The sequence below is a fragment of the Corynebacterium sp. P3-F1 genome (assembly GCF_030503635.1).
GTDB lineage: Bacteria > Actinomycetota > Actinomycetes > Mycobacteriales > Mycobacteriaceae > Corynebacterium.
This window is the reverse complement of the sequence record NZ_CP129965.1, coordinates 349,124-372,695: the sequence shown is the minus strand read 5'-3', so window position 1 is coordinate 372,695 and position 23,572 is coordinate 349,124. Positions and strand designations below refer to the sequence as shown.

19 protein-coding genes are annotated in these 23,572 nt (G+C 62.6%); 15 read left to right on the top strand and 4 right to left on the bottom strand.

Annotated elements, in window-relative coordinates:
* The first annotated feature begins 13 nt into the window (after positions 1-13).
* Positions 14-2,290 carry a bifunctional (p)ppGpp synthetase/guanosine-3',5'-bis(diphosphate) 3'-pyrophosphohydrolase gene (locus QYQ98_RS01725; RefSeq protein WP_302007062.1) on the top strand — a complete coding sequence of 759 codons (2,277 nt, stop codon included), beginning with the start codon at positions 14-16 and terminating at the stop codon, positions 2,288-2,290.
* Positions 2,291-2,496: 206 nt separating this feature from the next.
* Here QYQ98_RS01725 and QYQ98_RS01720 read toward each other — a convergent pair whose 3' ends face one another.
* On the bottom strand, positions 2,497-3,381 hold the full coding sequence (locus QYQ98_RS01720) for a peptidylprolyl isomerase (RefSeq protein WP_302007061.1): 885 nt from the start codon (positions 3,379-3,381) through the stop codon (positions 2,497-2,499).
* Positions 3,382-3,490: 109 nt separating this feature from the next.
* Here QYQ98_RS01720 and tpx point away from each other — a divergent pair, with 109 nt between their 5' ends.
* The 3 genes from tpx to hisS are packed head-to-tail and all read left to right on the top strand — an operon-like array spanning position 3,491 to position 6,027.
* Complete coding sequence (gene tpx / locus QYQ98_RS01715; RefSeq protein WP_302007060.1) at positions 3,491-3,991, top strand: thiol peroxidase; 501 nt, start codon at positions 3,491-3,493, stop codon at positions 3,989-3,991.
* Between the two features lie 54 nt (positions 3,992-4,045).
* Positions 4,046-4,717 carry an MBL fold metallo-hydrolase gene (locus QYQ98_RS01710; RefSeq protein ID WP_302007059.1) on the top strand — a complete coding sequence of 224 codons (672 nt, stop codon included), beginning with the start codon at positions 4,046-4,048 and terminating at the stop codon, positions 4,715-4,717.
* Positions 4,718-4,728: 11 nt separating this feature from the next.
* Positions 4,729-6,027 carry a histidine--tRNA ligase gene (hisS, locus tag QYQ98_RS01705; protein ID WP_302007058.1) on the top strand — a complete coding sequence of 433 codons (1,299 nt, stop codon included), beginning with the start codon at positions 4,729-4,731 and terminating at the stop codon, positions 6,025-6,027.
* 289 nt (positions 6,028-6,316) lie between these two features.
* Here the strand turns inward: hisS and QYQ98_RS01700 are convergent, their stop codons facing one another.
* Positions 6,317-7,744, bottom strand: a complete 1,428-nt coding sequence (locus tag QYQ98_RS01700; RefSeq protein ID WP_302007057.1) for an L-serine ammonia-lyase — start codon at positions 7,742-7,744, stop codon at positions 6,317-6,319.
* A gap of 145 nt (positions 7,745-7,889) precedes the next feature.
* Here QYQ98_RS01700 and QYQ98_RS01695 point away from each other — a divergent pair, with 145 nt between their 5' ends.
* The gene (locus QYQ98_RS01695; RefSeq protein ID WP_302007056.1) at positions 7,890-9,008 is read left to right on the top strand and encodes an ABC transporter ATP-binding protein; all 1,119 of its coding nucleotides are present in this window, start codon (positions 7,890-7,892) and stop codon (positions 9,006-9,008) included.
* 354 nt (positions 9,009-9,362) lie between these two features.
* Here the strand turns inward: QYQ98_RS01695 and QYQ98_RS01690 are convergent, their stop codons facing one another.
* Positions 9,363-10,118, bottom strand: a complete 756-nt coding sequence (locus QYQ98_RS01690) for a CBS domain-containing protein (RefSeq protein ID WP_302007055.1) — start codon at positions 10,116-10,118, stop codon at positions 9,363-9,365.
* Between the two features lie 58 nt (positions 10,119-10,176).
* On the bottom strand, positions 10,177-11,073 hold the full coding sequence (locus tag QYQ98_RS01685; protein ID WP_302007054.1) for a neutral zinc metallopeptidase: 897 nt from the start codon (positions 11,071-11,073) through the stop codon (positions 10,177-10,179).
* A gap of 160 nt (positions 11,074-11,233) precedes the next feature.
* On the opposite strand from QYQ98_RS01685, the gene aspS reads away from it, so the two are divergent.
* From aspS to QYQ98_RS01635, 10 genes are all read left to right on the top strand, one after another.
* On the top strand, positions 11,234-13,057 hold the full coding sequence (gene aspS / locus QYQ98_RS01680; RefSeq protein WP_302007791.1) for an aspartate--tRNA ligase: 1,824 nt from the start codon (positions 11,234-11,236) through the stop codon (positions 13,055-13,057).
* A 55-nt stretch (positions 13,058-13,112) separates the two neighbouring features.
* A complete protein-coding gene (locus tag QYQ98_RS01675) occupies positions 13,113-14,249 on the top strand; it encodes a phosphotransferase family protein (RefSeq protein WP_302007053.1) in 1,137 nt (378 codons plus the stop codon).
* On the top strand, positions 14,246-15,622 hold the full coding sequence (locus QYQ98_RS01670; RefSeq protein ID WP_302007052.1) for a replication-associated recombination protein A: 1,377 nt from the start codon (positions 14,246-14,248) through the stop codon (positions 15,620-15,622). Before QYQ98_RS01675 ends, QYQ98_RS01670 begins: the two co-directional genes overlap by 4 nt.
* 113 nt (positions 15,623-15,735) lie before the next feature.
* Positions 15,736-18,408, top strand: a complete 2,673-nt coding sequence (gene alaS / locus QYQ98_RS01665) for an alanine--tRNA ligase (protein ID WP_302007051.1) — start codon at positions 15,736-15,738, stop codon at positions 18,406-18,408.
* A 124-nt stretch (positions 18,409-18,532) separates the two neighbouring features.
* On the top strand, positions 18,533-19,072 hold the full coding sequence (gene ruvX / locus QYQ98_RS01660) for a Holliday junction resolvase RuvX (RefSeq protein WP_302007050.1): 540 nt from the start codon (positions 18,533-18,535) through the stop codon (positions 19,070-19,072).
* Between the two features lie 3 nt (positions 19,073-19,075).
* A complete protein-coding gene (gene mltG / locus QYQ98_RS01655; protein WP_302007049.1) occupies positions 19,076-20,230 on the top strand; it encodes an endolytic transglycosylase MltG in 1,155 nt (384 codons plus the stop codon).
* Between the two features lie 16 nt (positions 20,231-20,246).
* A complete protein-coding gene (locus QYQ98_RS01650; RefSeq protein ID WP_302007048.1) occupies positions 20,247-21,107 on the top strand; it encodes a shikimate dehydrogenase in 861 nt (286 codons plus the stop codon).
* 89 nt (positions 21,108-21,196) lie between these two features.
* A complete protein-coding gene (locus QYQ98_RS01645) occupies positions 21,197-21,652 on the top strand; it encodes a prepilin peptidase (protein WP_302007047.1) in 456 nt (151 codons plus the stop codon).
* Positions 21,653-21,664: 12 nt separating this feature from the next.
* Positions 21,665-22,885, top strand: a complete 1,221-nt coding sequence (aroC, locus tag QYQ98_RS01640) for a chorismate synthase (RefSeq protein WP_302007046.1) — start codon at positions 21,665-21,667, stop codon at positions 22,883-22,885.
* On the top strand, positions 22,878-23,555 hold the full coding sequence (locus tag QYQ98_RS01635; protein WP_302007045.1) for a shikimate kinase: 678 nt from the start codon (positions 22,878-22,880) through the stop codon (positions 23,553-23,555). The genes aroC and QYQ98_RS01635 overlap by 8 nt, the downstream gene beginning before the upstream one ends.
* Positions 23,556-23,572 lie beyond the last annotated feature (17 nt).

Sequence of the window (23,572 nt, the reverse complement as noted above, 5' to 3'; positions counted from 1 at the left end):
TTAAGGTAGGCGCATGACGTCCCAAGACAGACCGCAACGGCGTTCGGGCGCGTCGATGCGCAGCGTGTCGGCGAGGCTCGCCCGCTCGCTCACAGGAGGGCGGCCCAAAACGAACCCAGTGATCGAGCCTTTGTACTCGATTCACCGGAAGTACCACCCGAAGGCGAATCCTGAGGAAATCTCCCGCGCTTACGACACCGCGGAACGGCTCCACGAGGGCGTTCAGCGCAAGTCGGGTGACCCGTATATCACTCACCCGTTGGCCGTGGCGACGATATGCGCCGAAATCGGCATGGACACAACCACGATCATGGCGGCGCTGCTGCACGACACGGTCGAGGACACCGAGTATTCGCTCGATGACTTGACAAATGACTTCGGCCCGGAAGTGGCGCGGCTTGTGGACGGTGTGACCAAGCTGGACAAGGTCGCACTCGGGGCCGCGGCCGAGGCGGAGACAATCCGAAAGATGATCGTGGCCATGTCCCAGGATCCGCGGGTTTTGGTGATCAAGGTGGCCGACCGGCTGCACAACATGCGCACCATGCGCTTCCTGCCTCCGGAGAAGCAGCAGAAGAAGGCGCGTGAGACGCTCGAAGTCATTGCACCGCTGGCTCACCGGCTCGGTATGGCGACGGTGAAGTGGGAGCTGGAGGATCTCTCCTTTGCCATCTTGTACCCGAAAAAGTACGAGGAGATCGTTCGACTTGTCGCGGAGCGCGCCCCGTCGCGGGACCGTGCCCTGAAAGAGATCACAAACGAGATCCAGGCCGAACTAAAGTCAAACGGGATCAAAGCGGAGGTCATGGGGCGCCCGAAGCACTATTGGTCGATCTACCAGAAAATGGTGGTGCGGGGCCGGGACTTCAACGAGATTTTCGACCTGGTGGGCATTCGTATTCTCGTTGACAACGTCAGTGACTGCTACGCCGCGATCGGCGTGGTGCACTCGCTGTATTCGGCGATGCCGGGCCGGTTCAAGGATTACATTTCCAACCCGCGCTTCGGTGTGTACCAGTCGTTGCACACGACGGTGATGAATGATTCCGGCCGCCCCCTGGAGATCCAGGTGCGCACCCACGAGATGCATTACAACGCCGAGTTCGGTGTCGCCGCGCATTGGCGTTACAAGGAGACAAAGGGTTCGCACAAGGGCGATCAGGCGGAGCTGGACCAGATGACGTGGATGCGTCAGCTGCTGGACTGGCAGAAGGAGGCTGCGGACCCGAACGAGTTCCTCGATTCCTTGAGGTTCGACCTGACGTCGGCGCAGATCTTCTGCTTCACGCCGAAAGGTGATGTGATCAACTTGCCAGCAGGCTCGACTCCAGTGGACTTCGCCTACGCCGTCCACACGGAGGTGGGGCACCGTTGCATCGGGGCGAAGGTGAACGGGAAGCTGGTCGCGCTCGAGTCAACGCTGAAGTCCGGCGACCGCGTCGAGGTGTTCACCTCGAAGGACACGAACGCGGGTCCGTCGCGCGACTGGCAGGACTTTGTCGTGTCTCCGCGCGCCCGCACCAAAATCCGCCAGTGGTTTGCCAAGGAGAGGCGCGAGGAACACCTGGAGGCGGGCCGCGACGCACTGGCCACAGAGGTCCAGCGGGGCGGCTTGCCTCTGCACAGGCTGTTTACCGCGGATTCCATGAACAAAGTGGCGGTGCAGCTGCATTACGACAGTGTCGACGCGCTGTACACCGCAATTGGCTCCGGCCAGGTGTCCGCGAAGCACGTCGTGGGCATGTTGGTGGAAATGTTTGGCGACGAGGACGACGCGGTCGACGCTCTCGCTGCGCGCACACCCATGTCGGAGCTCACCAAAACGCCTTCGCGTAGCGACGGCCCCGGCATCCTCGTCGAGGGTTCCCCCGATGTGATGGCCAAACTATCAAGGTGCTGCCAACCGGTGCCCGGCGACGAGATCTTCGGGTTTGTCACCCGTGGAGGGGGAGTGTCTGTCCACCGCGTGGATTGCACAAACGCCGAGAAGCTCCAGCAAGAGTCTGCACGTTTGATTCAGGTGGAGTGGGACAGCGGCTCCCGTCAGGGAGCGTCTCTGGCTACGATGCAGCTTGAAGCTCTGGATAAGCAGGGGCTGCTCGCGGAGCTGACCCGCGTTCTCAACGACCAGAAGCTTCCAGTGATCGCCTTCAACCATCACTGCGACGACGACCACATCGCCACCGTCCGGTTCACTTTCCAAGTATCCGATACCAAGCAGCTGGGTACGTTGATGAATCAAGTCCGCAATATCGAAGGCGTCTTCGACGTTTACCGCGTGACAGCTTGATGCCGAAGCTGAATCGGTGGAATCCACTGATGGATGGGATGGGGAGAACCTAAGGGAGCAGGCTGCGTCGTCAAGCGGCGGGCGGGTCAAATGCAGGTAGAAATGGGCTCAAAATTCAACAGAAAACCCGCCCCTGTGTGGCGAAATCACACTGAGGCGGGTCGTGGAGATCCACTCTCTAGCGAAGGCTGAGGTGGCTCCGTGTACTAGGCGATGTTCACGCTGTTGATCTTTACCTCTTCCTTCGGCGCGCCGTCGCCCGGGCCCATGCTCATGGCTTCGCCGTCTTCGGCAATGCCGGCTTCCGCGATCTTGTCCAGGGTGGCCAAGCCCTCCTCGTTGATCGTTCCGAAGTACGTGTACGCCGGCGGCAGCGGAGAGTCACCGTAGTTCAAGAAGAATTGGGAGCCGTTCGTGTTCGGGCCGGAGTTGGCCATCGCGATGGTGCCGCGCTCGTAGAGGACGGTCGGCTGTTGATTCTCAGCGTCATCGTCGGCGGGGTACTCGTCCGGGAAGGAGAAGCCCGGTCCGCCGCTGCCGCTTCCGCTCGGGTCGCCGCACTGCAGAACGTGGATGCCTTCCGTCGTCAGGCGGTGGCAGATGGTGTCGTTGTAATAACCCTCCTTCGCCAGGAATTCGATGGCGTTGACCGTGCACGGAGAAACGGAACGATCGAGCGTCATCCCGACAGGGCCGGCGGTGGTGTCCAAGGTCAGATCGACAGTGCCTTCCGTGGACACATTCTCCATTTGAGGCAGGCCTTTATAGAACTCACCTTGTCCGTCTTCGGTGTAGGTGCACGTAACGGTAGGGTCGAGGGCCGTGGACCGCTCCTTCTGCAGCGCAACAGGCTGCATGTCCTCGTTCTGCTCATCCGGTGCGGTCGATTCCGTTGACTCGTCCTCAGCGACGACATCCTCGTCCGAACCCCACGTCGCGGCAAGGTAGATGCCTCCGCCGACGAGAGCGATGATGAGCAGCGCCATGGCCGCGATCATCCACGGCTTATTCTGCTCTTTCCGGTCGCGGGCCTTGAGCTCGCGGTCAAGTTCTTTCAGGGCGTCCTTGCCGCGCTGCGCGTTATTGCTCACGGACTTCGGCCTCCATCAATAAGTAAAGGTGGTCAGATGGGTAAATACAGTATCAGCACGCGAGCTTCGGACCGTGCGGGCGCTCGTACCTTTATTTAAGCTTGGCGGCATGGCTGACATTTCCTACCGCAACGAACCCACGACCACCTCCGGGGAGCTACCTGAGGTGGGGAGCGCACTGCCGCCTTTCGAACTCGTCGGCGGCGACATGCAGACATTGACTGACGCTGACTTCATCGGCAAACGCATTGTCTTGAATATCTTCCCGTCGGTGGACACCGGCGTGTGCGCCCAGTCGGTCCGCCGTTTCAACGAGATGGCCGCAGGCTTCGACAACACGGTCGTGCTGTGCGTGTCCAAGGATTTGCCGTTTGCCCAACAGCGTTTCTGCGGGGCCGAGGGGATTGAGAACGTCGTGAGCGCTTCCGCGTTCAGGTCGAGCTTCGGTGAAGACTACGGAGTGGTCATGGAAGGTTCGCCGATCAAGGGGTTGCTGGCGCGCTCCGTGGTAGTCACGGACCCCGAGCACAATATCGTTCACACGCAGCTTGTCAGCGAGATCGCCGAGGAACCGGATTACGAGGCCGCCAAGGCAGCTCTTTCCCAATAGCTGATCTCTTCGCCGCTAGCAGGGGCCGCGCAGCCACTGTCTACACTGGCAGCCATGCAGATCGTAGGATTCACCGCTGGACCATTCGGAACTAACACTTACGTTGTTGTCTCCCCCGATGGCGAGGCGGCGCAGGAGGGCTCGAAGCCCGAGGCCTTCGTCATCGACCCGGGCAAGGACTCCCACGACCAGGTGCGCACGATCGTCGAGGAGGCTGGCGCGGAGCTGGTCGCAGTCGTGTTGACGCACGGCCACATCGACCACACCCGCGACTGCGCCGAATTCGGCGTGCCCGTGCACATCCACCCCGACGACGAGATTATGCTCGACCCGAAGTGGGGTGCACCCGGCGACTTCGGCAGAATCTTCGAGGTCGACTCAATGAAACAGCCGGATGATCTCCGCCACCTAGAGGCGGGGGAGACCATGACCTTTGCCGGGATGGACTTCCGCATCGTCCATGCACCGGGGCATTCCCCCGGATCGTCGTTGCTCGTCGCTTTGGATGAGAACGTCGTCTTCGCCGGCGACGTCCTCTTCGCGGGTTCAATTGGGCGGACCGACCTGCCATTGGGCGATCCGTCCGCGATGGACCGCACCTTGGCCGGCCCCGTGTGGGACTTGGACGACGCGCTTACCGTTCTCCCCGGTCACGGGCCCGCGACGACCGTGGCGCACGAACGCGAGACAAACCCGTATCTCAGCGCAGCTGGGCGTTCGCGCTAAGATCGACCGACGTGAGCGATACCCAGCCGAAAGCCGAGAAGTTTCAACCCCTGTCCGCCCCGAAAGGAGTGCCGGACTACGTCCCACCGACGTCCGCCACGTTCCACGCGGTCCGCTCGGAGTTCGTGAAACAGACCCATTTGGCTGGGTACCAGCATATCGAGCTACCCATTTTCGAGGACACTACGCTGTTCGCCCGCGGGGTGGGCGAGTCCACTGATGTGGTGTCTAAGGAAATGTACACTTTCGCTGACCGCGGGGACCGTTCCGTCACGTTGCGCCCGGAAGGAACTGCCGGTGTCATGCGCGCTGTCATCGAGCACAACCTCGATCGCGGACAGCTGCCCGTCAAACTCAATTACTATGGCCCGTTCTTCCGCTACGAGCGCCCCCAGGCAGGACGGTACCGACAGCTGCAGCAAGTAGGTGTCGAGGCGATCGGCGTGGACGACCCGCTCCTGGATGTCGAGGTCATCGCACTGGCCGACCGCTGCTACCGCAAGATTGGTCTCACCGGTTTCCGTCTCGAGTTGACGAGCTTGGGGGACAAGAATTGCCGGCCGGAGTACCGCCAGAAACTCCAGGAATTCCTGTTCGACTTGCCGCTGGATGAAGAGACTCGTCACCGAGCACAGATCAACCCGCTGCGTGTGCTGGACGACAAGCGTCCCGAGGTCCAAGAAATGACCGCGGACGCCCCGATCATGCTCGACCATCTCGATGCCGAGTGCCGCGAACACTTCGAAACTGTCACTGGCTCCCTCGACGACTTAGGCATCGAATACGTGATCAACCCGCGCATGGTCCGTGGCTTGGACTACTACACCAAGACCTGCTTTGAATTCGTCCACGACGGTCTTGGCGCGCAGTCCGGCATCGGCGGCGGCGGACGCTACGACGGCCTCATGGCCCAGATCGGCGGCCAGGACCTCTCCGGCATCGGTTTCGGGCTCGGTGTCGACCGCTCTGTTCTCGCGCTCGAAGCTGAAGGGGTCGCGCTCAAGGGAGTCGAGCGGCGCGTCGACATCTACGGCGTGGGGATCGGTGCCGAGGCTACGAAGCGCATGGCCGCGCTTATCGACGAACTCCGTGCCAACGGCGTGTCCGCCGACATGGCCTACGGGGGCCGCGGCCTCAAGGGAGCTATGAAGGGAGCCGACCGTTCTGGTGCCCGCACCGCGCTCGTCCTCGGTGACCGTGAATTGGAAGCGGGCGAGGTGACCGTGAAGAACCTGGCTGATCAGTCCCAACAGACCGTCGCTCTCGATCACCGGGCGATCATCGACGCGATCACCGGGGCGATCAATTAAGCACTCGCGGCCACGGCTGATCCGTCTGCGGATCGGCTGGTGGGATAGTGGCCGTGGAGCCGTGGCGGACGACCTGCCGCCACGGTTCTTAGATGCCTATTTCTAGATACCTATTCCTGGATGCCTATTCACAAGGTCGGTTCAAACCGGTAATGGCCGTCATACCTGTCAATAGGTATCCAGGAATAGGTATTTGGCTATTGGAGGCCGAGAGTTCGTCTGCGGAGGCGCGGGCGGTGAGGGTCAGCGGTGCTGAGGAAGGGCTGCGGGCGCACGGGCGGCGAAATTATCAGCACTCGGTGATATTCACGGGGAATCCCAGCTGAACAGCGAGACCTCCGATGGAGGTCTCTTTGTATTTGGTCATCATGTCGCGTCCTGTGGTGGCCATCGTTTCCACGGCGTCGTCGAGGGAGACGATGTTGGTACCGTCGCCCCATTTGGCTAGGCGGGCGGCGTTGATGGCCTTGACAGCGCCTATGGCGTTGCGCTCGATGCACGGCACTTGGACGAGTCCGCCAACCGGATCGCAGGTGAGGCCGAGATTGTGCTCGAGAGCGATCTCGGCGGCGTTCTCCACTTGAGCGGGGGTGCCGCCGAGAACGGCGCACATTCCGGCGGCGGCCATTGCGGACGCGGAGCCGACCTCGCCCTGGCAGCCGACTTCTGCGCCGGAGATGGACGCGTTCGTCTTGATGATCGCGCCGATTGCCCCGGCGGTGAGCAGGAACTCTCGTGCGCGCTCAGGAGTGAAATCCGCCGTGAAGTCACGGCAATAGTGCATCACCGCGGGGATGATTCCGGCAGCGCCGTTGGTGGGCGCAGTGACCACTCGTCCGTGCGCGGCATTCTCCTCGTTGACTGCCAGGGCGTAGAGGTTCACCCACTCCATAGCGTCGAGTCCCTCGGAATTGTGGCGTTGCTGCTCGCTGGTGAGCATCGCGTGCATGCGTGGTGCGCGCCGGCGCACATTCAGACCGCCCGGTAGCGAACCGTCTGTGGTGATGCCGTTCTTCACACACTCCTGCATGACCGCCCACACTTCGTCGAGGTGGGTTGTGTACTCGGTCTCGCCCCGTAGAATCCGTTCGTTGTGGGCCATGACCTCTGCGATAGACAGCTCCGTGTGTTCGCACACCTCCAGAAGGTCGGCAGACGAATCGTAGACGTAAATGTCCCCGCCCTTGCTGTTGGTCTCCTCGTCTGCCACTGCTGTCGCCGCGGCGATGCCGGTACTTGCGCCTTCCTCGCTCGCTTCGTTCATTTCAGCGCGGTCCATGATGAACCCGCCGCCGACTGAGTAGTATTCGTTGCGGCTGGCCAGGCGGGTACCTTCGGCATCCCACGCATCGAAGATGAGACAGTTGGGGTGCTCTGCAACAGGCTTCGGGTTGAACGTGATCGTGTAGTTCACGGTGCCGTCGGGGCCGGAGATAGTGCCCTTCGCCGGGATGGGCGTGCCCGGAACCGGTTCGACGGTCTGGTCTGTGGTCAGCGGAGTGTAGCCGACTAGCCCGAGCAGAACAGCACGGTCCGTACCGTGGCCGACGCCGGTGGCGGCAAGGGATCCGCGTAGCTCCACATGCACTTCCGCCGGCAGATGCCCGAGCTTTTCCACGAATGCGGCGCTCGCCCGCATGGGACCCACCGTGTGGGAAGACGAGGGGCCAATACCGATACTGAACAGATCGATGACGCTGACGCGGTGCGATGACATGACAACGAGGGTAAACGCGGAGGTGAAGAGGCACAAACGCCTCACCGCGCAGGTTCTTTGAGCAAGAAGGCTGATGTTAAGCTCAAAAATAGGTCTGAAAGAGAACATTCTGCTGTGTTCGCGCAGGTCAATAGAGGAGAGATACATGGCAACAGTGACCTACGACAAGGCGACGAGGATTTATCTGAAGGCGGATAAACCGAGCGTCGATAAGCTTGATCTGGAGATTGCGGACGGTGAGTTCCTCGTCCTCGTCGGGCCTTCCGGCTCCGGCAAGTCGACCGCGCTGCGCATGCTCGCGGGCCTCGAGGAGACCAACGAGGGACGCATTCTGATCGGCGACCGGGACGTGACCCATGAGTCCCCGAAAGACCGCGACATCGCGATGGTCTTCCAGAACTATGCGCTGTACCCGCACATGACCGTGCGGGAGAACATGGGTTTCGCCCTGAAGATCGCCGGCATGGAGAAAGGCGAGATCGACCGCCGTGTCGAGGAGGCGGCGAAGACCCTCGACCTGACTGAATACCTCGAGCGTAAGCCGAAAGCACTATCGGGCGGGCAGCGCCAGCGCGTGGCTATGGGCCGCGCGATCGTGCGCGAACCTCAGGTCTTCCTGATGGACGAGCCGCTGTCCAACCTGGATGCGAAGCTGCGTGTGCAGACCCGCACACAGATCGCCAGCCTTCAGCGCCGCATGGGTGTGACCACGATCTACGTCACACACGACCAGACTGAGGCCTTGACCATGGGAGACCGCATTGCTGTACTCAACTTCGGCGTGCTGCAGCAGGTGGGCACTCCGCGCGAGTTGTACGAACAACCGGATAACGTGTTCGTCGCCGGCTTCATCGGCTCTCCGGCAATGAACCTCTCCACGTTCAATGTCGAGGGGGATGTGGCGACACTCGGCGGCGCTTCGATCCCGCTTTCGCCCGAGCACGTCGGAGCGCTGACCTCCGAGGACAAAAACCAGGTCATTGTCGGGTTCCGTCCAGAGGCTCTTACCGTTGTCTCCGAGGACACGAAGCACACTGTGCCCGTCGAGGTCGATTTCACCGAGGAACTCGGTTCCGATTCATACCTGTACGGTCACCTCGTCGGCGGCGGCTGGCGCGAGGAGGACACCGATGATTCCACAGCCGGCCAGATAGTGGTGCGCGTGGCACCGATGTCCGGCATCAAGGGAGGCGACATTATTCACGTCGCTGTGAACGAGGGTGGCCTCCACGTGTTCTCCAAAGCGACCGGAAAGAGGATCTAGTCCTTGCCGCGCAGGTGTCGCGGGAGGTGAAATAGGCCGCTAGGGCAGGAGCTCAGCGAGTAGCTCGGGCTGCCTCGTGTGCGAGGGCCCTGCTCTGGCAGCGCTCATCCGTCTCGCCTGGGGACAGGCTGGTCGGGGGTCATCGCGGTCGCGGACGCGCAAGCCCGGGTGAATTTGTTTACATCTCGCTGCCTTGGCTGGCTTCCAACAAACTTTGTGACCAGGGTCTATAAGGCTCAAGCAATACAAACAGTGTAGACAAATTCACCTCGGGGGAATGGCCAGTAATGCCTGGGGTGGCGGAGCATTGGGTGAGAGCGCAGCTCGTCCACCGCGTGTCCGACCTGAGGCGCGCTAAGAGGCCTCGTACAGCGCCGCCAGATTCGACGGAGTGATCACGCACAGCGGTCGCTGGTTGTCGTACCCGTGCTCGGTGATGATGACAAGGCGGGGCAGCGTCTGCGTCTCGCTGGGGGAGGTGAGAGCTGCGATCGCTTCCACAGCCGTGGCGGTGCGCGGGAGGAACACGGCGTTGTCCTTGCGTTCGTTGAATGCGAGGACATCACCGATCGCAGTGGTGGTGATTGAGTCGCCGGATTTCAGCTCGTCAGCGAGCCAACGAGCGATGGTATTCGTGGTCAGCACACCCACGCACTGCTTGCCCTGGTAGATGGGGAACTGGGAGATCCCGGTGCCGCGTATGGCCTTGAGAGCCTCGTGGACATCTTCGTCGGGGGCGAAGGTGACCACGTCCTGGTGCCCGATAACCTCGGAAGCTAAGGCGGGGTGAAGGAGCTGGTCCCGAATCGCCTCGATCTCAGCGACTGTTTCCGGCAGCGGTTCCGCGATCGGGCGGAAGTCCTGGTATTCGCCGTGGCTGATGGCGTTACGCAGCCCCGCGAACTCCTTCAGGTCGTTGGCCTGGGCAGTAGTGACAATGTGGCGTTTCTCGGCCTTGGACACCATCCAGTTGAAGCTGTCGGTCTTTTTCGCGTCCAGCGCGGTACGCAGGAAACTCTCGATCTCGTTGAAGGCGGCGAGAAACGGTACGGCTCGATTGCGGGGCGTACCGCTAATCGACGCCTCCGCTGCTCCCTCATCCTTCACCATCCCGGTGATCAGCTCCTGTATTAGGTCGTTGGTGTTAGTGCTTTCGTGCCCGGACTGTTTATCCCTGGTACACGCCGCGGTTGAGCGTGTCGCACTTGGCCATGGAACCGCTGTTGTAACCGGCGAGGAACAGCTTCTGGCGCTGCTCGGAGGAGCCGTGCGTCCACGCATCCGGATTGACCTCGCCGCCGGAACGCTTCTGGATGTTGTCGTCGCCGATGGCGCGAGCGGCCTCAATCGCGTCAGAAAGCTGCTCTTCAGTAATCGGCTCGAGGAGCGCATCTTCGCCCTTGTCGGCGCGGGATGCCCACACACCGGCGTAGCAGTCAGCCTGCAGCTCGATGGCGACGGCTGCGGACTCCTCACCCGGGTTGTTGTAGTCGCTCAAACCCAGGGTTCCCTCGAGGTTTTGGATGTGGTGGCCCCACTCATGCGCCACCGCGTACATCTGCGCCAGCGGGCCGGAGCTGCCGCCTAGCTGCTCGAGTTGTTTGAAAAAGCTCACATCGAGGTAAATCCGCTGATCGCGTGGGCAGTAGAACGGACCGGTGTTAGAGGAGGCGTTGCCGCACGCCGACTGGACGTTGTTCTCGAACAAGCGCATCGACGGCTCCTGGTACTCGATGCCGGCCTGTTCTGGCAGCACCGTCGGCCACACGGCGTTCAACGAGTCCGCCATTGCAGCGGCGCGGCAGTCTGCGTATTCGTTGACTGCGCCCTCGGTGCTGCAGTGCTCCAGGGTGTATTCCCCGCCGCCTTGGTTCTGGGCTTGCTGGCCCGAATCGGTAGGGCCCCCACCGAAACCGCCGCCGAGCAGCAAGTAGAGGCCGATCAAGATCAAGGTACCCAGGCCGCCGCCGCCAATCATGATGGGCATTCCGCCACCGCCGCCGCGGGATCCCCGGCTAGTACTGACTCCACGCCCGGAGGGCGTCACACCGCTCTTGAAGGTCATGGGGCAAATCATGCCATATAAGCCGGACCATGAGGGGGCCGCGGCTCATAGAGATGGGGCGAAGGAGTGAGACTTCTGCGAAGACGTGTGAAGCCCATTGGGTAGACTCGCGTGAGTTGAGCAATAGATACACGACACGTGGAAGGACGTGGAGGACACCGTGCTGCGCACTCATCTTGCAGGGGATCTCCGGAAAGAAATGGACGGCCAGACCGTCACGCTGACTGGCTGGGTCGGCCGACGCCGTGACCACGGCGGTGTGATTTTCATCGACTTGCGTGACCGCTCCGGTTATGCCCAGGTGGTCTTCCGCGAGTCCGACGTGGCCGAGGCCGCTCACGACCTGCGCAGCGAGTATTGCGTGAAGGTCACGGGTGTGGTGGAGCCGCGTCCGGAAGGGTCCGCCAATCCGAACCTTGCATCCGGCGAGATCGAGGTCAACGCAACGGAGCTCGAGGTGCTGTCCACTTCCGCGCCGCTGCCGTTCCAGGTGGAGGACTTCTCCTCCAGCGAGGTCGGCGAGGAGACCCGACTCCGCTACCGCTACCTCGACCTGCGCCGCGAGCGCCAGGCAGAAGCTCTGCGCCTGCGTTCTAAGGCGAACAAGGCAGCCCGTGATGTGCTAAACAAGCACGAGTTCGTCGAGATCGAGACTCCGACACTGACGCGCTCCACCCCGGAGGGCGCACGTGACTTCCTTGTTCCGGCCCGCCTGCGCCCAGGCACCTGGTACGCGCTGCCGCAGTCCCCGCAGCTGTTCAAGCAGCTGCTCATGGTCTCGGGCATGGAGCGCTACTACCAGATCGCACGCTGTTACCGCGACGAGGACTTCCGTGCCGACCGCCAGCCCGAGTTCACGCAGCTGGACATCGAGGCGAGCTTCGTCGACCAGGACGATGTCATCGCCCTGGCAGAGGAAATCCTGGTGGAGCTGTGGAAGCTGATCGGCTACGAGATCACCACTCCGATCCCGCGCATGACTTACAAGGAAGCAATGGAGAAGTACGGCTCGGACAAGCCGGACCTGCGCTTCGACATTCAGCTAGTGGACTGCACCGAGTACTTCAAGGACACTCCGTTCCGCGTGTTCCAGAACGAATACGTCGGTGCTGTGGTCATGGAGGGCGGCGCTTCCCAGCCGCGCCGCCAACTCGACGCATGGCAAGATTGGGCGAAGCAGCGCGGCGCCAAGGGCCTTGCCTACATCCTCGTTCAGGAAGACGGCGAACTCACCGGTCCTGTGGCGAAGAACATCACTGACGAGGAGAAGGCCGGCATCGCTGAGCACGTCGGAGCGAAGCCGGGCGACTGCATCTTCTTCGCCGCCGGCGACACCAAGTCCTCCCGCGCGTTGCTCGGTGCCGCTCGCGGCGAGATCGCCAACAAGCTCGGTTTGATCAAGGACGGCGACTGGGCGTTCACCTGGGTTGTGGATGCGCCGATGTTCGAGCCGGCCGCTGACGCAACCGCTTCCGGCGATGTCGCCCTTGGCCACTCCCAGTGGACTGCGGTCCACCACGCGTTCACGTCGCCGAAGCCCGAGTACCTGGAGACCTTCGACAAGGAGCCTGGCGAGGCACTGGCGTACGCCTACGACATCGTCTGCAACGGCAACGAGATCGGCGGCGGTTCCATCCGCATCCACAACCAGGACGTGCAAAGACGCGTCTTCGATGTCATGGGCATCACCAACGAGGAAGCTCAGGAGAAGTTCGGCTTCCTCCTCGACGCCTTCTCCTTCGGTGCCCCTCCGCACGGCGGCATCGCTTTCGGTTGGGACCGCATCGTGTCCCTGCTCGGAGGCTTCGACTCCATCCGCGACGTCATCGCATTCCCGAAGTCGGGCGGCGGCGTCGACCCGCTGACCGATGCACCTGGCACGATTCCTGCAGCGCAGCGAAAGGAGACCGGCGTGGACTTCAAGCCGGAGAAGAAGGACGCCGCGGCGCAGGAGACTGACAGCGCCGCCGAGCCGGAGAACTAAGAAGGACAAGGCCGGTGCCACGGCGGCGTGTGCCCGCCGCGCCGGCTGTTCAAGCATGCTGGACACTGAAGAGATCATCGCCACCGCTCAAGCGATTCTGAATCACCGCTACGGCGGGAAACAGCAGCTTACTGAGCCGGAGGAGCTGAGCGGAGCTGGCGGCACGACAGTCTTGCGGTTGCGGGTGGCCAATAACCCGGTCTTCCCGCACCGGTCTGTGGTGGTGAAATACTCCCCGCACACTGACGATGTGGTGGACGACGCGGCTTTCTTGAGAGAAGTGGTTGCGTACCAGTTCACAACGTCGTTAGGCGAAGATGTGCGCCCTGGCCCTGTCCTACTCGGTTACGACATCGAACGTCGGACGTTGATTCTGTCGGACGTGGGCAACGGCGAAACGTTTGCGGATTTGCTCGAGCAATCTGACGATGACGAGCGTGTGCGCCTGCTGCGGAATCTGGGGACATCGTTGGGCAAGATGCACGCTGGCACTGCGGGAGCGGAGACCAGCTTCAATATCTTGCTCGCGCGGATGGTGCGCTCCGTCGACGGGGCGCGCGACATTCAAATTCAGCGCGAGTCGATGCTGGAAAACCGCATCCAGGAGGGTGTGGACATCATCCGCGAGACGGGCATTGATGTGCCTGCTGATGTTGCGGCGGTCGCCGACACCGTCCAAGTGCGCATGCTGCACGGCGGCTCGCGCGCATTCACGCCCTTCGACTTGTCGCCGGACAACATCATTTACGCCGAGCGCGCGCAGTTCCTGGATTACGAGTGGGCGGGTTTCCGCGACGTCATCTTCGATATCGCCGGGGTGATCGCCGGTTTCCCTCAATACATTTCTGCCCGCCCTATCAGCGGGAAGGAAACCGCTGTGTTTCTTGAAGCCTGGGTGGCGGAAGTCGGCGGTGTGTGGCCGTCGGTGCTCAACCAGGACACCCTGCAGGCGCGCATCACGGCGGCGCTCGTCGGCTGGGCATTCTTCAGTGCGTCAATCCTTGACTTTGTGCAGTTCAGCGGTGGCTCCGGCGCGGAAGGAGAGGGCACTGAGGAGGCCGAGGCACGGTTGATCCGCCGCGATGTGTCCGGCACCTTCGACGCGCTAGCACGGTATGCCGAAACAGGGACCGAACCCGCCTACGCGGTCGTGGCCGATTTCGCCCGCCGCGTTGTGGAGTGGTTGACATGACCCAGGGCGGGCTGTTCACGGATCCGGCAGGAGGGAACACGAGTGGGTCGCAGGCTGGGGCAGGAGCAGGTGCATCGCGGGGAACCGCATTCTTCGATGCAGGCTCCGCGGCGCCGCTGGCAGCACGGATGCGCCCGCGCAGCCTGGATGAATTGGTGGGGCAGGAGCATCTGCTCGGCCCGGGGCGGCCACTGCGGCGATTGGTGGAAGGCTCGGGCGAGGCATCCGTTATTCTCTACGGCCCGCCGGGAACGGGCAAGACGACGATTGCGTCGCTCATCGCCGGCGCGATGGGGCAGAACTTCGTTGGATTGTCCGCGTTGTCGTCAGGTGTGAAGCAGATCCGTGAGGTGCTTGAGGGGGCCAAGCAGGATCTCCTGCGTGGACGGCGCACCGTCTTGTTCATCGACGAGGTCCACCGCTTTTCCAAGACGCAGCAAGACGCGTTGCTCGCCGCCGTGGAGAACCGCACGGTACTACTTGTCGCCGCTACCACGGAGAATCCGTCGTTCAGCATTGTGGCCCCGCTGCTGTCGCGGTCGTTGTTACTGAAGCTCGAGTCGTTGGGTGAGGATAATATCCGGACTGTTCTCGACCGCGCTGTCTCGGACGAACGCGGCTTGGGCGGGCGAATCACGCTCGACGACGATGCTGGCGACCAGCTCGTTCTGTTAGCCGGGGGAGATGCACGCCGCGCTTTGACCTACCTCGAGGCCGCAGCTGAAGGCGCCGAGGACGGAAAAATCACGCTCGAAGTGGTGCAAAACAGCGTCGACCGCGCGGTGGTGCGCTACGACCGCGACGGCGACCAGCATTACGACGTGATCTCGGCCTTCATTAAATCTATCCGAGGCTCGGATGTGGATGCCGCGCTGCATTACCTCGCCCGCATGATCGAGGCGGGGGAGGACCCGCGGTTCATCGCGCGCCGGCTGGTCATTCACGCCTCCGAAGACATCGGCATGGCGGACCCGACCGCATTGCAGACCGCGACCGCCGCAGCGAACGCAGTCCAATTCATTGGAATGCCGGAAGGCCGACTCGCTCTCGCGCAAGCGACTATTCATTTGGCCACAGCACCCAAGTCGCCGTCCGTGATCAAAGCCATCGACGCCGCACTTGCCGACGTCCGCGCAGGCCGCTCCGGCGCCGTCCCGCCACACCTGCGCGACGGACACTATGAAGGAGCGAAGAAGATCGGCCACGCCGTCGGCTACATCTACCCGCACGACGATCCCCGTGGGGTAGTCGAGCAGCGCTACATTCCTGAGGGTCTCGACGATGCTCGCTACTACCAACCCACCGACCACGGTGCGGAGAAACGCATCCAGAGTTATTCGGACCGGTTGAGAGAGACAATCCGGGGTACCTAGCCGCGCATGGGGCGATTGGCCTTTGAACTGGTGATCGTGTGCGCGTGCGACGCGGGTAGAGTGTAACGACGAGAAACGCACTGTCAACGCATCACACAATTAAGGATTCCTCTGTGCAGACCCATGAGATCCGCGACCGGTTCACCGCGCACTTTGTCGACGCCGGCCACATCCCCGTGCCCAGCGCTTCGCTGATCCTCGACGATCCGACGCTGCTGTTCGTCAATGCAGGCATGGTGCCCTTCAAGCCCTACTTCTTGGGGCAGCAAAACCCGCCGTTCGAGACGGGCAAGGCCACCTCGATTCAGAAGTGTGTGCGCACCCTTGACATCGAGGAAGTAGGCATTACTACCCGCCACAACACGTTCTTCCAGATGGCCGGCAACTTCTCCTTCGGCCAGTACTTCAAAGAAGGCGCTATCACGCTGGCGTGGGATCTGCTGACTAAAGAGCAGGACAAAGGCGGTTTCGAGCTCGATCCGGACCGACTGTGGGTGACCGTCTTCAACGACGACGATGAAGCCGCCGCAATTTGGCGCGACAAGGTGGGCGTGCCCGTCGACCGCATCCAGCGGATGGGCATGGAGGACAATTTCTGGTCCATGGGCATTCCGGGCCCGTGTGGGCCGTGCTCCGAGATCTATTACGACCGCGGCCCGGAGTACGGTGCAGACGGCGGACCCATCGCCGACGACAACCGCTACATGGAAATCTGGAACCTCGTGTTCATGGAGTCCATCCGCGGCGAGGGCGACAAGAAGGGCAACTTCGACATTGTCGGTGAGCTGCCGAAGAAGAACATCGATACTGGCCTGGGCATCGAGCGCCTCGCTTGCCTTCTCCAGGGCGTGGACAACGTCTACGAGACGGACCTTTTGGCGCCCGTGATCAAGGCGGCGGAAGACCTCACGGGAACGGAGTACGGCGCGGGCAACCAGGCTGACGACGTCCGCTTCCGCGTCATCGCCGACCACTCCCGCACCGCGATGATGATCATTCTCGACGGTGTCACTCCGTCGAACGAGGGCCGCGGCTATATCCTTCGTCGCCTGATGCGGCGCATCGTCCGCTCAGCTCGCCTGCTTGGTGCGGCTGGCAACACGCTGGAGACGTTCATGAACACCATCATGGACACGATGACCCCCTCCTTCCCGGAGATCGCCGACAACCGCGAGCGTATTCTGCGTGTGGCGCTCGCTGAGGAGAAGGCCTTTTTGAAGACCCTCGAGTCCGGCACCACGCGTTTCGACGAAACCGCGACGGCCCTGAAGTCCTCCGGCCAGAAGACCGTCCCGGGCGACAAGGCCTTCGAGCTGCACGACACCTACGGTTTCCCGATCGACCTGACGCTTGAAATGGCCGCCGAGGCTGGTTTGGACGTGGACATGGACGCCTTCCACGCCGCAATGGACGAGCAGAAGCAGCGCGCCAAGGCCGATAACAAGGCGAAGAAGCACGGAAATATCGACGAATCCCTGTACCGCGAGTGGATCGATGGCCACCCGACTGAGTTCGTCGGCTTCACCGAACTCGAGCACGAGGGCACAGTCCTGGGTTTGGTGCGCGGCGGAGAGAAGGTCGGGGAGGCATCCCAGGGCGACGAGGTCGAGGTCATCCTCGACGTCACCCCGATGTACGCCGAAGGCGGCGGGCAGCTCGCTGACCGCGGCCGCATCGTTGTCGGCGGCACCATCCTGGACGTCCACGACGTGCAGAAGGTGGGCAACAAGAAGCTCTGGGTGCACAAGGCGACCGTCGCCAACGGCGGCCTCGATGTCGGCCAGACCGTCCGTGCGGAGGTCGACCCGGCGTGGCGCCACGGTGCCCGCCAGGCGCACACGGCGACCCACCTCATCCACGCAGCGCTCCGCCAGGTGCTCGGTCCCACGGCCGTCCAGGCAGGTTCCATGAACAAGCCGGGCTACCTGCGCTTCGACTTCAACTACACCGAGCAGCTGACTCCGGAGCAGCTCGAAGAGATCGCCACCATCACCAACCAGGCCGTGGACGCGGACTTCGCTGTCAACACCTTTGAAACCTCCCTGGACAAAGCGAAGGCCATGGGGGCTATGGCGCTATTCGGCGAAAACTACGGCGACGAAGTGCGCGTCGTGGAGATCGGCGGGCCGTTCTCCATCGAGCTGTGCGGCGGCACCCACGTCGACCACTCGTCCCAGATCGGTCCGGTCGCTGTGCTCGGTGAGTCCTCCGTTGGCTCCGGTGCGCGACGTATCGAGGCTTACTCCGGGCTGGATTCCTTCCAGTACTTCTCCAAGGAAGCGGCCATTGCCAATGCCCTTGCCGGCGAGATGAAGACTCCCTCCGAGGATCTGCCCGAGCGCATCGCTCAGCTTGCCGAGCGTCTCCGCGCGGCGGAGAAGGAAATCGAGAACCTGCGCAAGAAGGAATTGGCCAACCAGACGGGCGAGCTTGTGAACAAGGCCGAGGATGCGGGCGCGTTCCGCTACCTGAGCGTCAAGCTTCCGGAAGGCACCACCGGCGGTGACATGCGCACGATCGCGACGGATCTGCGCGGCCGCTTTGGCGATGCTCCAGCAGTGATCGTGTTGGCTGCCGATGCCAACGGCAAGGTCCCCTTCGCAGTGGCTGCAACAAAGTCTGCGGTGAGCGAAGGCATCAAGGCCGGTGAGCTCGTCGGGTTCTTCGGCCAGTACGTCGGCGGAAAGGGCGGCGGAAAGCCGGACTTGGCTCAGGGCTCCGGTTCGGATGCAGCTGGGATAGAGGCGGGATTCAGTGCCCTCCGCGATCGTATTTCGGAGATATAGGATAGGGTGCAAGAAGGTCACGAATTGATCACGTGACACGCCCTGCTGTGCTTCGCGGGGGTGCTTTGGGGCACTACCGTGGAATCGACGGCATTTGCAGCACGAGAAAAGGTTCCCGCGCACGATGAAAGTTCAACCGGACACACCCGGGGTCGATGACCCGGGAAACGGCCGCCGCATCGGTCTCGATGTCGGCACCGTCCGGATTGGTGTCGCCTCCTCTGACCGCGATGCGCGACTGGCTACTCCAGTGGAGACAGTTCCGCGCGTCACCGGTTTCAAGGACCGGGACGGCGACGACATCGAGCGTTTGCTGGATATCATCGCCGAATACGAAGCCGTCGAAGTCGTTGTGGGTCTCCCGCGCGATTTGAAGGGCAATGGTTCGTCCAGTGTGAAGCACGCCAAGGAAATCGGATTCCGGATCTCGCGTCGCAGTGATGTTCCGGTCCGGTACGCCGATGAGCGTCTCACCACTGTGGAAGCTACGCACGCGCTGCGCGCCTCCGGCGTGAGTGAGCGCGCTGGGCGTTCCGTGATTGACCAGGCCGCGGCAGTGGCCATCCTCCAGTCCTGGCTGGACGGACGTAACAACTACCGCGACATGGGCGCGCCGGAACTGGTTACCGGCGCGGGCACGTCGCCCGAACCCAAGGAGACCTAAAACGTGAGCTCGGCAACCTCGTCTCAAGGGCGTACCCGCGGAGTGGCGGTGCTGGTGGCGTCGATTCTGCTGATCATCGGCGCTGTCGTCTATATTGCTTTCGCACGCTCCAATTCTTCCGGTGGCGATTTCAACGGAGCCGGAAACGGTGTCGAGCAGGTCGTTGAAATTCCCGAGGGCTCCACCTTGACCGCTATGGGTCCGACCTTGGCCGATAAGGGAATTGTCCGCTCAGATAAGGCGTTCCAGAACGCCGTCATGTCGCACCCGGATGCCGACAATGTCCAGCCGGGCTTCTACCGCCTCCAAGAGAAGATGAGTGCTGACAACGCGGTCTCCGCACTGCTCGACCCCGCAAACAAGGTCGACATGCTCAAGATTCCGGGTGGGTCGACCCTCATGGACGTCAAGGTGGTCGGCGGCGACACCCGCTTCGGTATCTACAGCAACATTTCTAAGGTGTCCTGCGGCTCCGAGGGCCAGAAAGATAACTGCGTGAGCGTCAAAGATCTGCACAATGTCGCCGCCAACGCGGATCCGGCCGCGCTCGGCGTCCCGGACTGGGCTGTTCAGCCGGTCAATGCGCACCGGGGAGACCCGAAGCGCATCGAGGGCCTGATCGCCCCGGGCGAGTACCTCGTCGACCCTAACGCCGATGCTCAAACCATCCTTACCGATTTGATCACACGGTCGGCGGAGCAGTACAACAGTACGGACATCGTGGGCCGTGCCCAGGCTGTCGGGCTCAGCCCGTACGACTTGCTCACCGCGGCATCGCTGGTGGAGCGCGAAGCCCCCGAAGGTGAATTCGACAAAGTCGCCCGTGTGATTCTTAACCGCCTGAAGGAGCCGATGCGTCTCGAGTTCGACTCCACGGTCAACTACGGCCTTGAATCCGTCGAGCTCGCCACCGGTGACACGGACCGCAAGAAGGTCACCCCGTGGAATACGTACGCCAAGGACGGCCTGCCGGCGACCCCGATCGCATCGCCATCGGAAGAGGCGATCCAGGCGATGGAGCACCCGGCAGACGGTCAGTGGCTGTTCTTCGTCACTGTCGACGACAAGGGCACCACGATCTTCAGCAACACCTTCGAAGAGCACCAGGCGAACGTCCAGCAGGCGTACGATTCGGGCATCCTCGATTCCCGGCGCTAGGGCGGACTTGACCTAGATGAGCACTGCGATCACCGGCGGCGGGAAAGCCGCTGTACTGGGTAGCCCCGTAGACCATTCCCTGTCGCCTGTTCTCCATAACGCCGGCTATAAAGCCGCGGGCCTTGATGGGTGGTCGTATGAGCGCATCGAATGCGATGCGGAGCAGCTTCCAGACATCGTCAGCGGTGCCGGGGAGGATTACCGCGGATTCTCCGTCACCATGCCGGGTAAATTCGCCGCGCTTCAGTTCGCCGACACGGTGACGGAGCGTGCGCAGGCTATCGGGTCCGCGAATACTCTCGTCCGCGAAGGTTCGAAGTGGCGCGCCGATAACACCGATTGCGAGGGAATCGCGGGTGCGTTGGATGAACTCGTCGGCAAGCAATCGCGCGTTGGGCACGCTCTCGTGATCGGTGGCGGCGGTACCGCACGTCCGGTGCTGTGGTCCCTGGCGGAGCGTGGTGCGGAGAAGGTAACCGTGCTCAACCGCTCCGATCGCTCTGCCGAGCTGCTACCGCTGCTCCAAGGAATCGAAGCGGACTTCGTCGATTTCGAACGGGACTTGGAGCCCTTGGCCATGTCGGTGGACCTGATCGTTTCCACCGTCCCGTCGGCGGCGCTCGCCGGACGCGTGAAGGAGCTGGGCCACGCTCCGCTTCTCGATGTCATCTACAACCCCTGGCCGACCCCGTTGGCCACCCGGGCCGCCTCCAACGGGCACCTGACTGTCGGCGGTCTGGTGATGCTCGCATGCCAGTCCTACTCCCAGTTCGAACAGTTCACGGGTGTGAAGGCTCCCCGCGAGCAAATGCGGGACGCACTTTTCCGTCATGTCGGCTGGGACACTCCGCCGGGAGTTGTGCGCCGCGAGCGCTGATTAGGAGCACCGCATTACTGCTAGGCTGCTTACTTCAGTGTGCACCCGACCGGGCCGGTGTCGGCTACTCCTGTCTTAGAGTTCTGGGCATGGGGGAATTTTCAGCGGAGACCGCAACCGCAGTTGCTGCAGCGGTGCTGTCGGCGTTTCTATGCACGGCCGCCGCGGTATGGACGGTGGAGCTTGTTTTAGTGGATGTTCGTGAGCGGCGCCTGCCGGATGCGCTGACGTTGCCGGCAGCACTCACCGCTGTTGTTGTGTGCTGGTTCGAACCGCGCGGCTGGGTCGGGCTTGTCTGGCCCGCGGCCTATCTGATTGCCGGCCGCGGCTTCGGTGGCGGCGACGTGAAGCTCGCTGTGTCTCTTGGAGTGGTCCTGGCCATCATGGGTGGGGTGGAGGCTGTCCTAGCCGGTATGCTGCTGGCCAGTGCCTTCACTGCCGGTTTCCTGCTGCTGAGGCGGGCGAAAACCGCACCTCACGGGCCTTCAATGCTTGCGTCGGCATGGATCGTGGGGTTCGCTAGCACTTTCCTGCTAATAGTATGAGACAATGCCTGCATGCTTCGTTGGACTACCGCAGGTGAATCCCACGGTCAGGCGCTCGTCGCACTGGTCGAGAACATGCCGGCCGGGGTTACCGTCTCCGCTGAAGAGATCGGTCACCAGCTCGCGCGCCGCCGCCTCGGCTACGGCCGTGGCGCCCGCATGAAATTCGAACAGGATGAGCTGACTCTGCTCACGGGTGTGGTGCACGGCAAGAGCATCGGCAGCCCGATCGCCATCATGATCGGCAACACGGAGTGGCCGAAGTGGACAACGATCATGTCGGCCGAGGAGCTCGACTATGACGACCCAGACGTAGTCAAAGCGATGAATTCCGGCCGTGGTGCCGCCTTGACCCGCCCGCGCCCGGGCCACGCAGATTTCTCCGGGATGGTGAAGTACGGCTTCGATGCGGCGCGTCCGGTGCTGGAGCGGTCGTCGGCACGCGAAACGGCGTCGCGCGTGGCGGCGGCGACGGTCGCTCGGTCGTTCCTCCGCGAGGTTCTCGGCGTCGAGGTGTACTCGCACGTGATCTCGATTGGCCCGTCCGACCCGTATGACGGTCCTGCGCCGCAATTCAGCGATATCGATGCCATCGACGCATCGCCGGTCCGCGCGTTCGGCAAAGACGCCGAAGCCAGCATGATCGCGGAGATTGAAGCGGCGAAGAAGGCTGGCGACACTTTGGGCGGCATTGTCGAGGTCATTGTGGAGGGGCTGCCTATCGGTCTTGGGTCCCATGTGTCCGGCGAGACGCGCCTTGACGGGCAGCTTGCCGCCGCATTGATGAGCATCCAGGCGATCAAGGGCGTGGAGGTCGGTGACGGTTTTGAGGAAGCGCGCCGCCGGGGCTCCGAAGCTCACGACGAGATGTTGCGCGGGGATGAAGGTGTGTACCGCGAGACCAACCGTGCGGGCGGGCTCGAAGGCGGCATGACCAACGGTGAACAGCTCCGCGTCCGCGCCGCGATGAAGCCGATTTCCACGGTGCCGCGCGCGCTCAAGACTGTGGATATGGCCACCGGTGACGCTGCTACTGCGATCCACCAACGCTCCGATGTGTGCGCGGTTCCTGCCGCGGCAGTGGTTGCGGAAGCAATGGTCGCGTTGGTGCTGGCGCGCGCGACACTGGAGAAATTCGGCGGCGACAGCGTGGAAGAAACGAAACGGAACGTGGAGGCGTATAAGCAGTACGTGTCCGACCGACTCGCGTTTGGAGGTAAAGAGGATGACTAACCCCGTTGCGCACCCGCCGCGCCCCTCGCGTTTCCCCGCCACTGCGGGAACCCCCACCCCGAGCACCCAACAGCACGGTCAAGTGCTGCAGGGTGGCCACGAACCGGAGGGCTCGCACGGCGACACCGCCGCGTTCGGTGCTCCGGGAGAACCGGTAGTGCACGGCTCCCCGCGCGTCGTGCTGGTGGGCCCTCCCGGTGCAGGAAAGTCCACCATTGGCCGCCGGCTCGCGCGCGCGATGAATTTGCCGCTCGTCGACTCGGATGACCTCATTGCCAAAGGAGAAGGCAAACCCACTGGCGAGGTCTACAGCGAGCTTGGCGAGGAACGCTTCCGTGACGTTGAAGCCGAGTACGTGGCGCGCTCCCTAGCATCCGGCGGTGTCGTCAGCCTGGGCGGCGGGGCAGTGCTGACGGAGTCGACCCGGAAACTTTTGCAAGCCCACAACGTGGTGTGGATCGACGTGTCCGTTGAGGAAGGCGTGCGCCGCACGTCGGGCAACGATTCCCGGCCGGTCCTCAAAGCCGAGGACCCGGAAGCGCATTACCGCGTGCTGCTGGAGTCGCGCGAACCGTACTACCGCGAAGTGGCCATGCACCGCGTGCGCACCGACTCTCGTCCGCCGCAGCGTCTGGTCGCCGAGATTCTCTCGCTCATTGAGTCGCGTTAGACGCGTCCAACACCTCA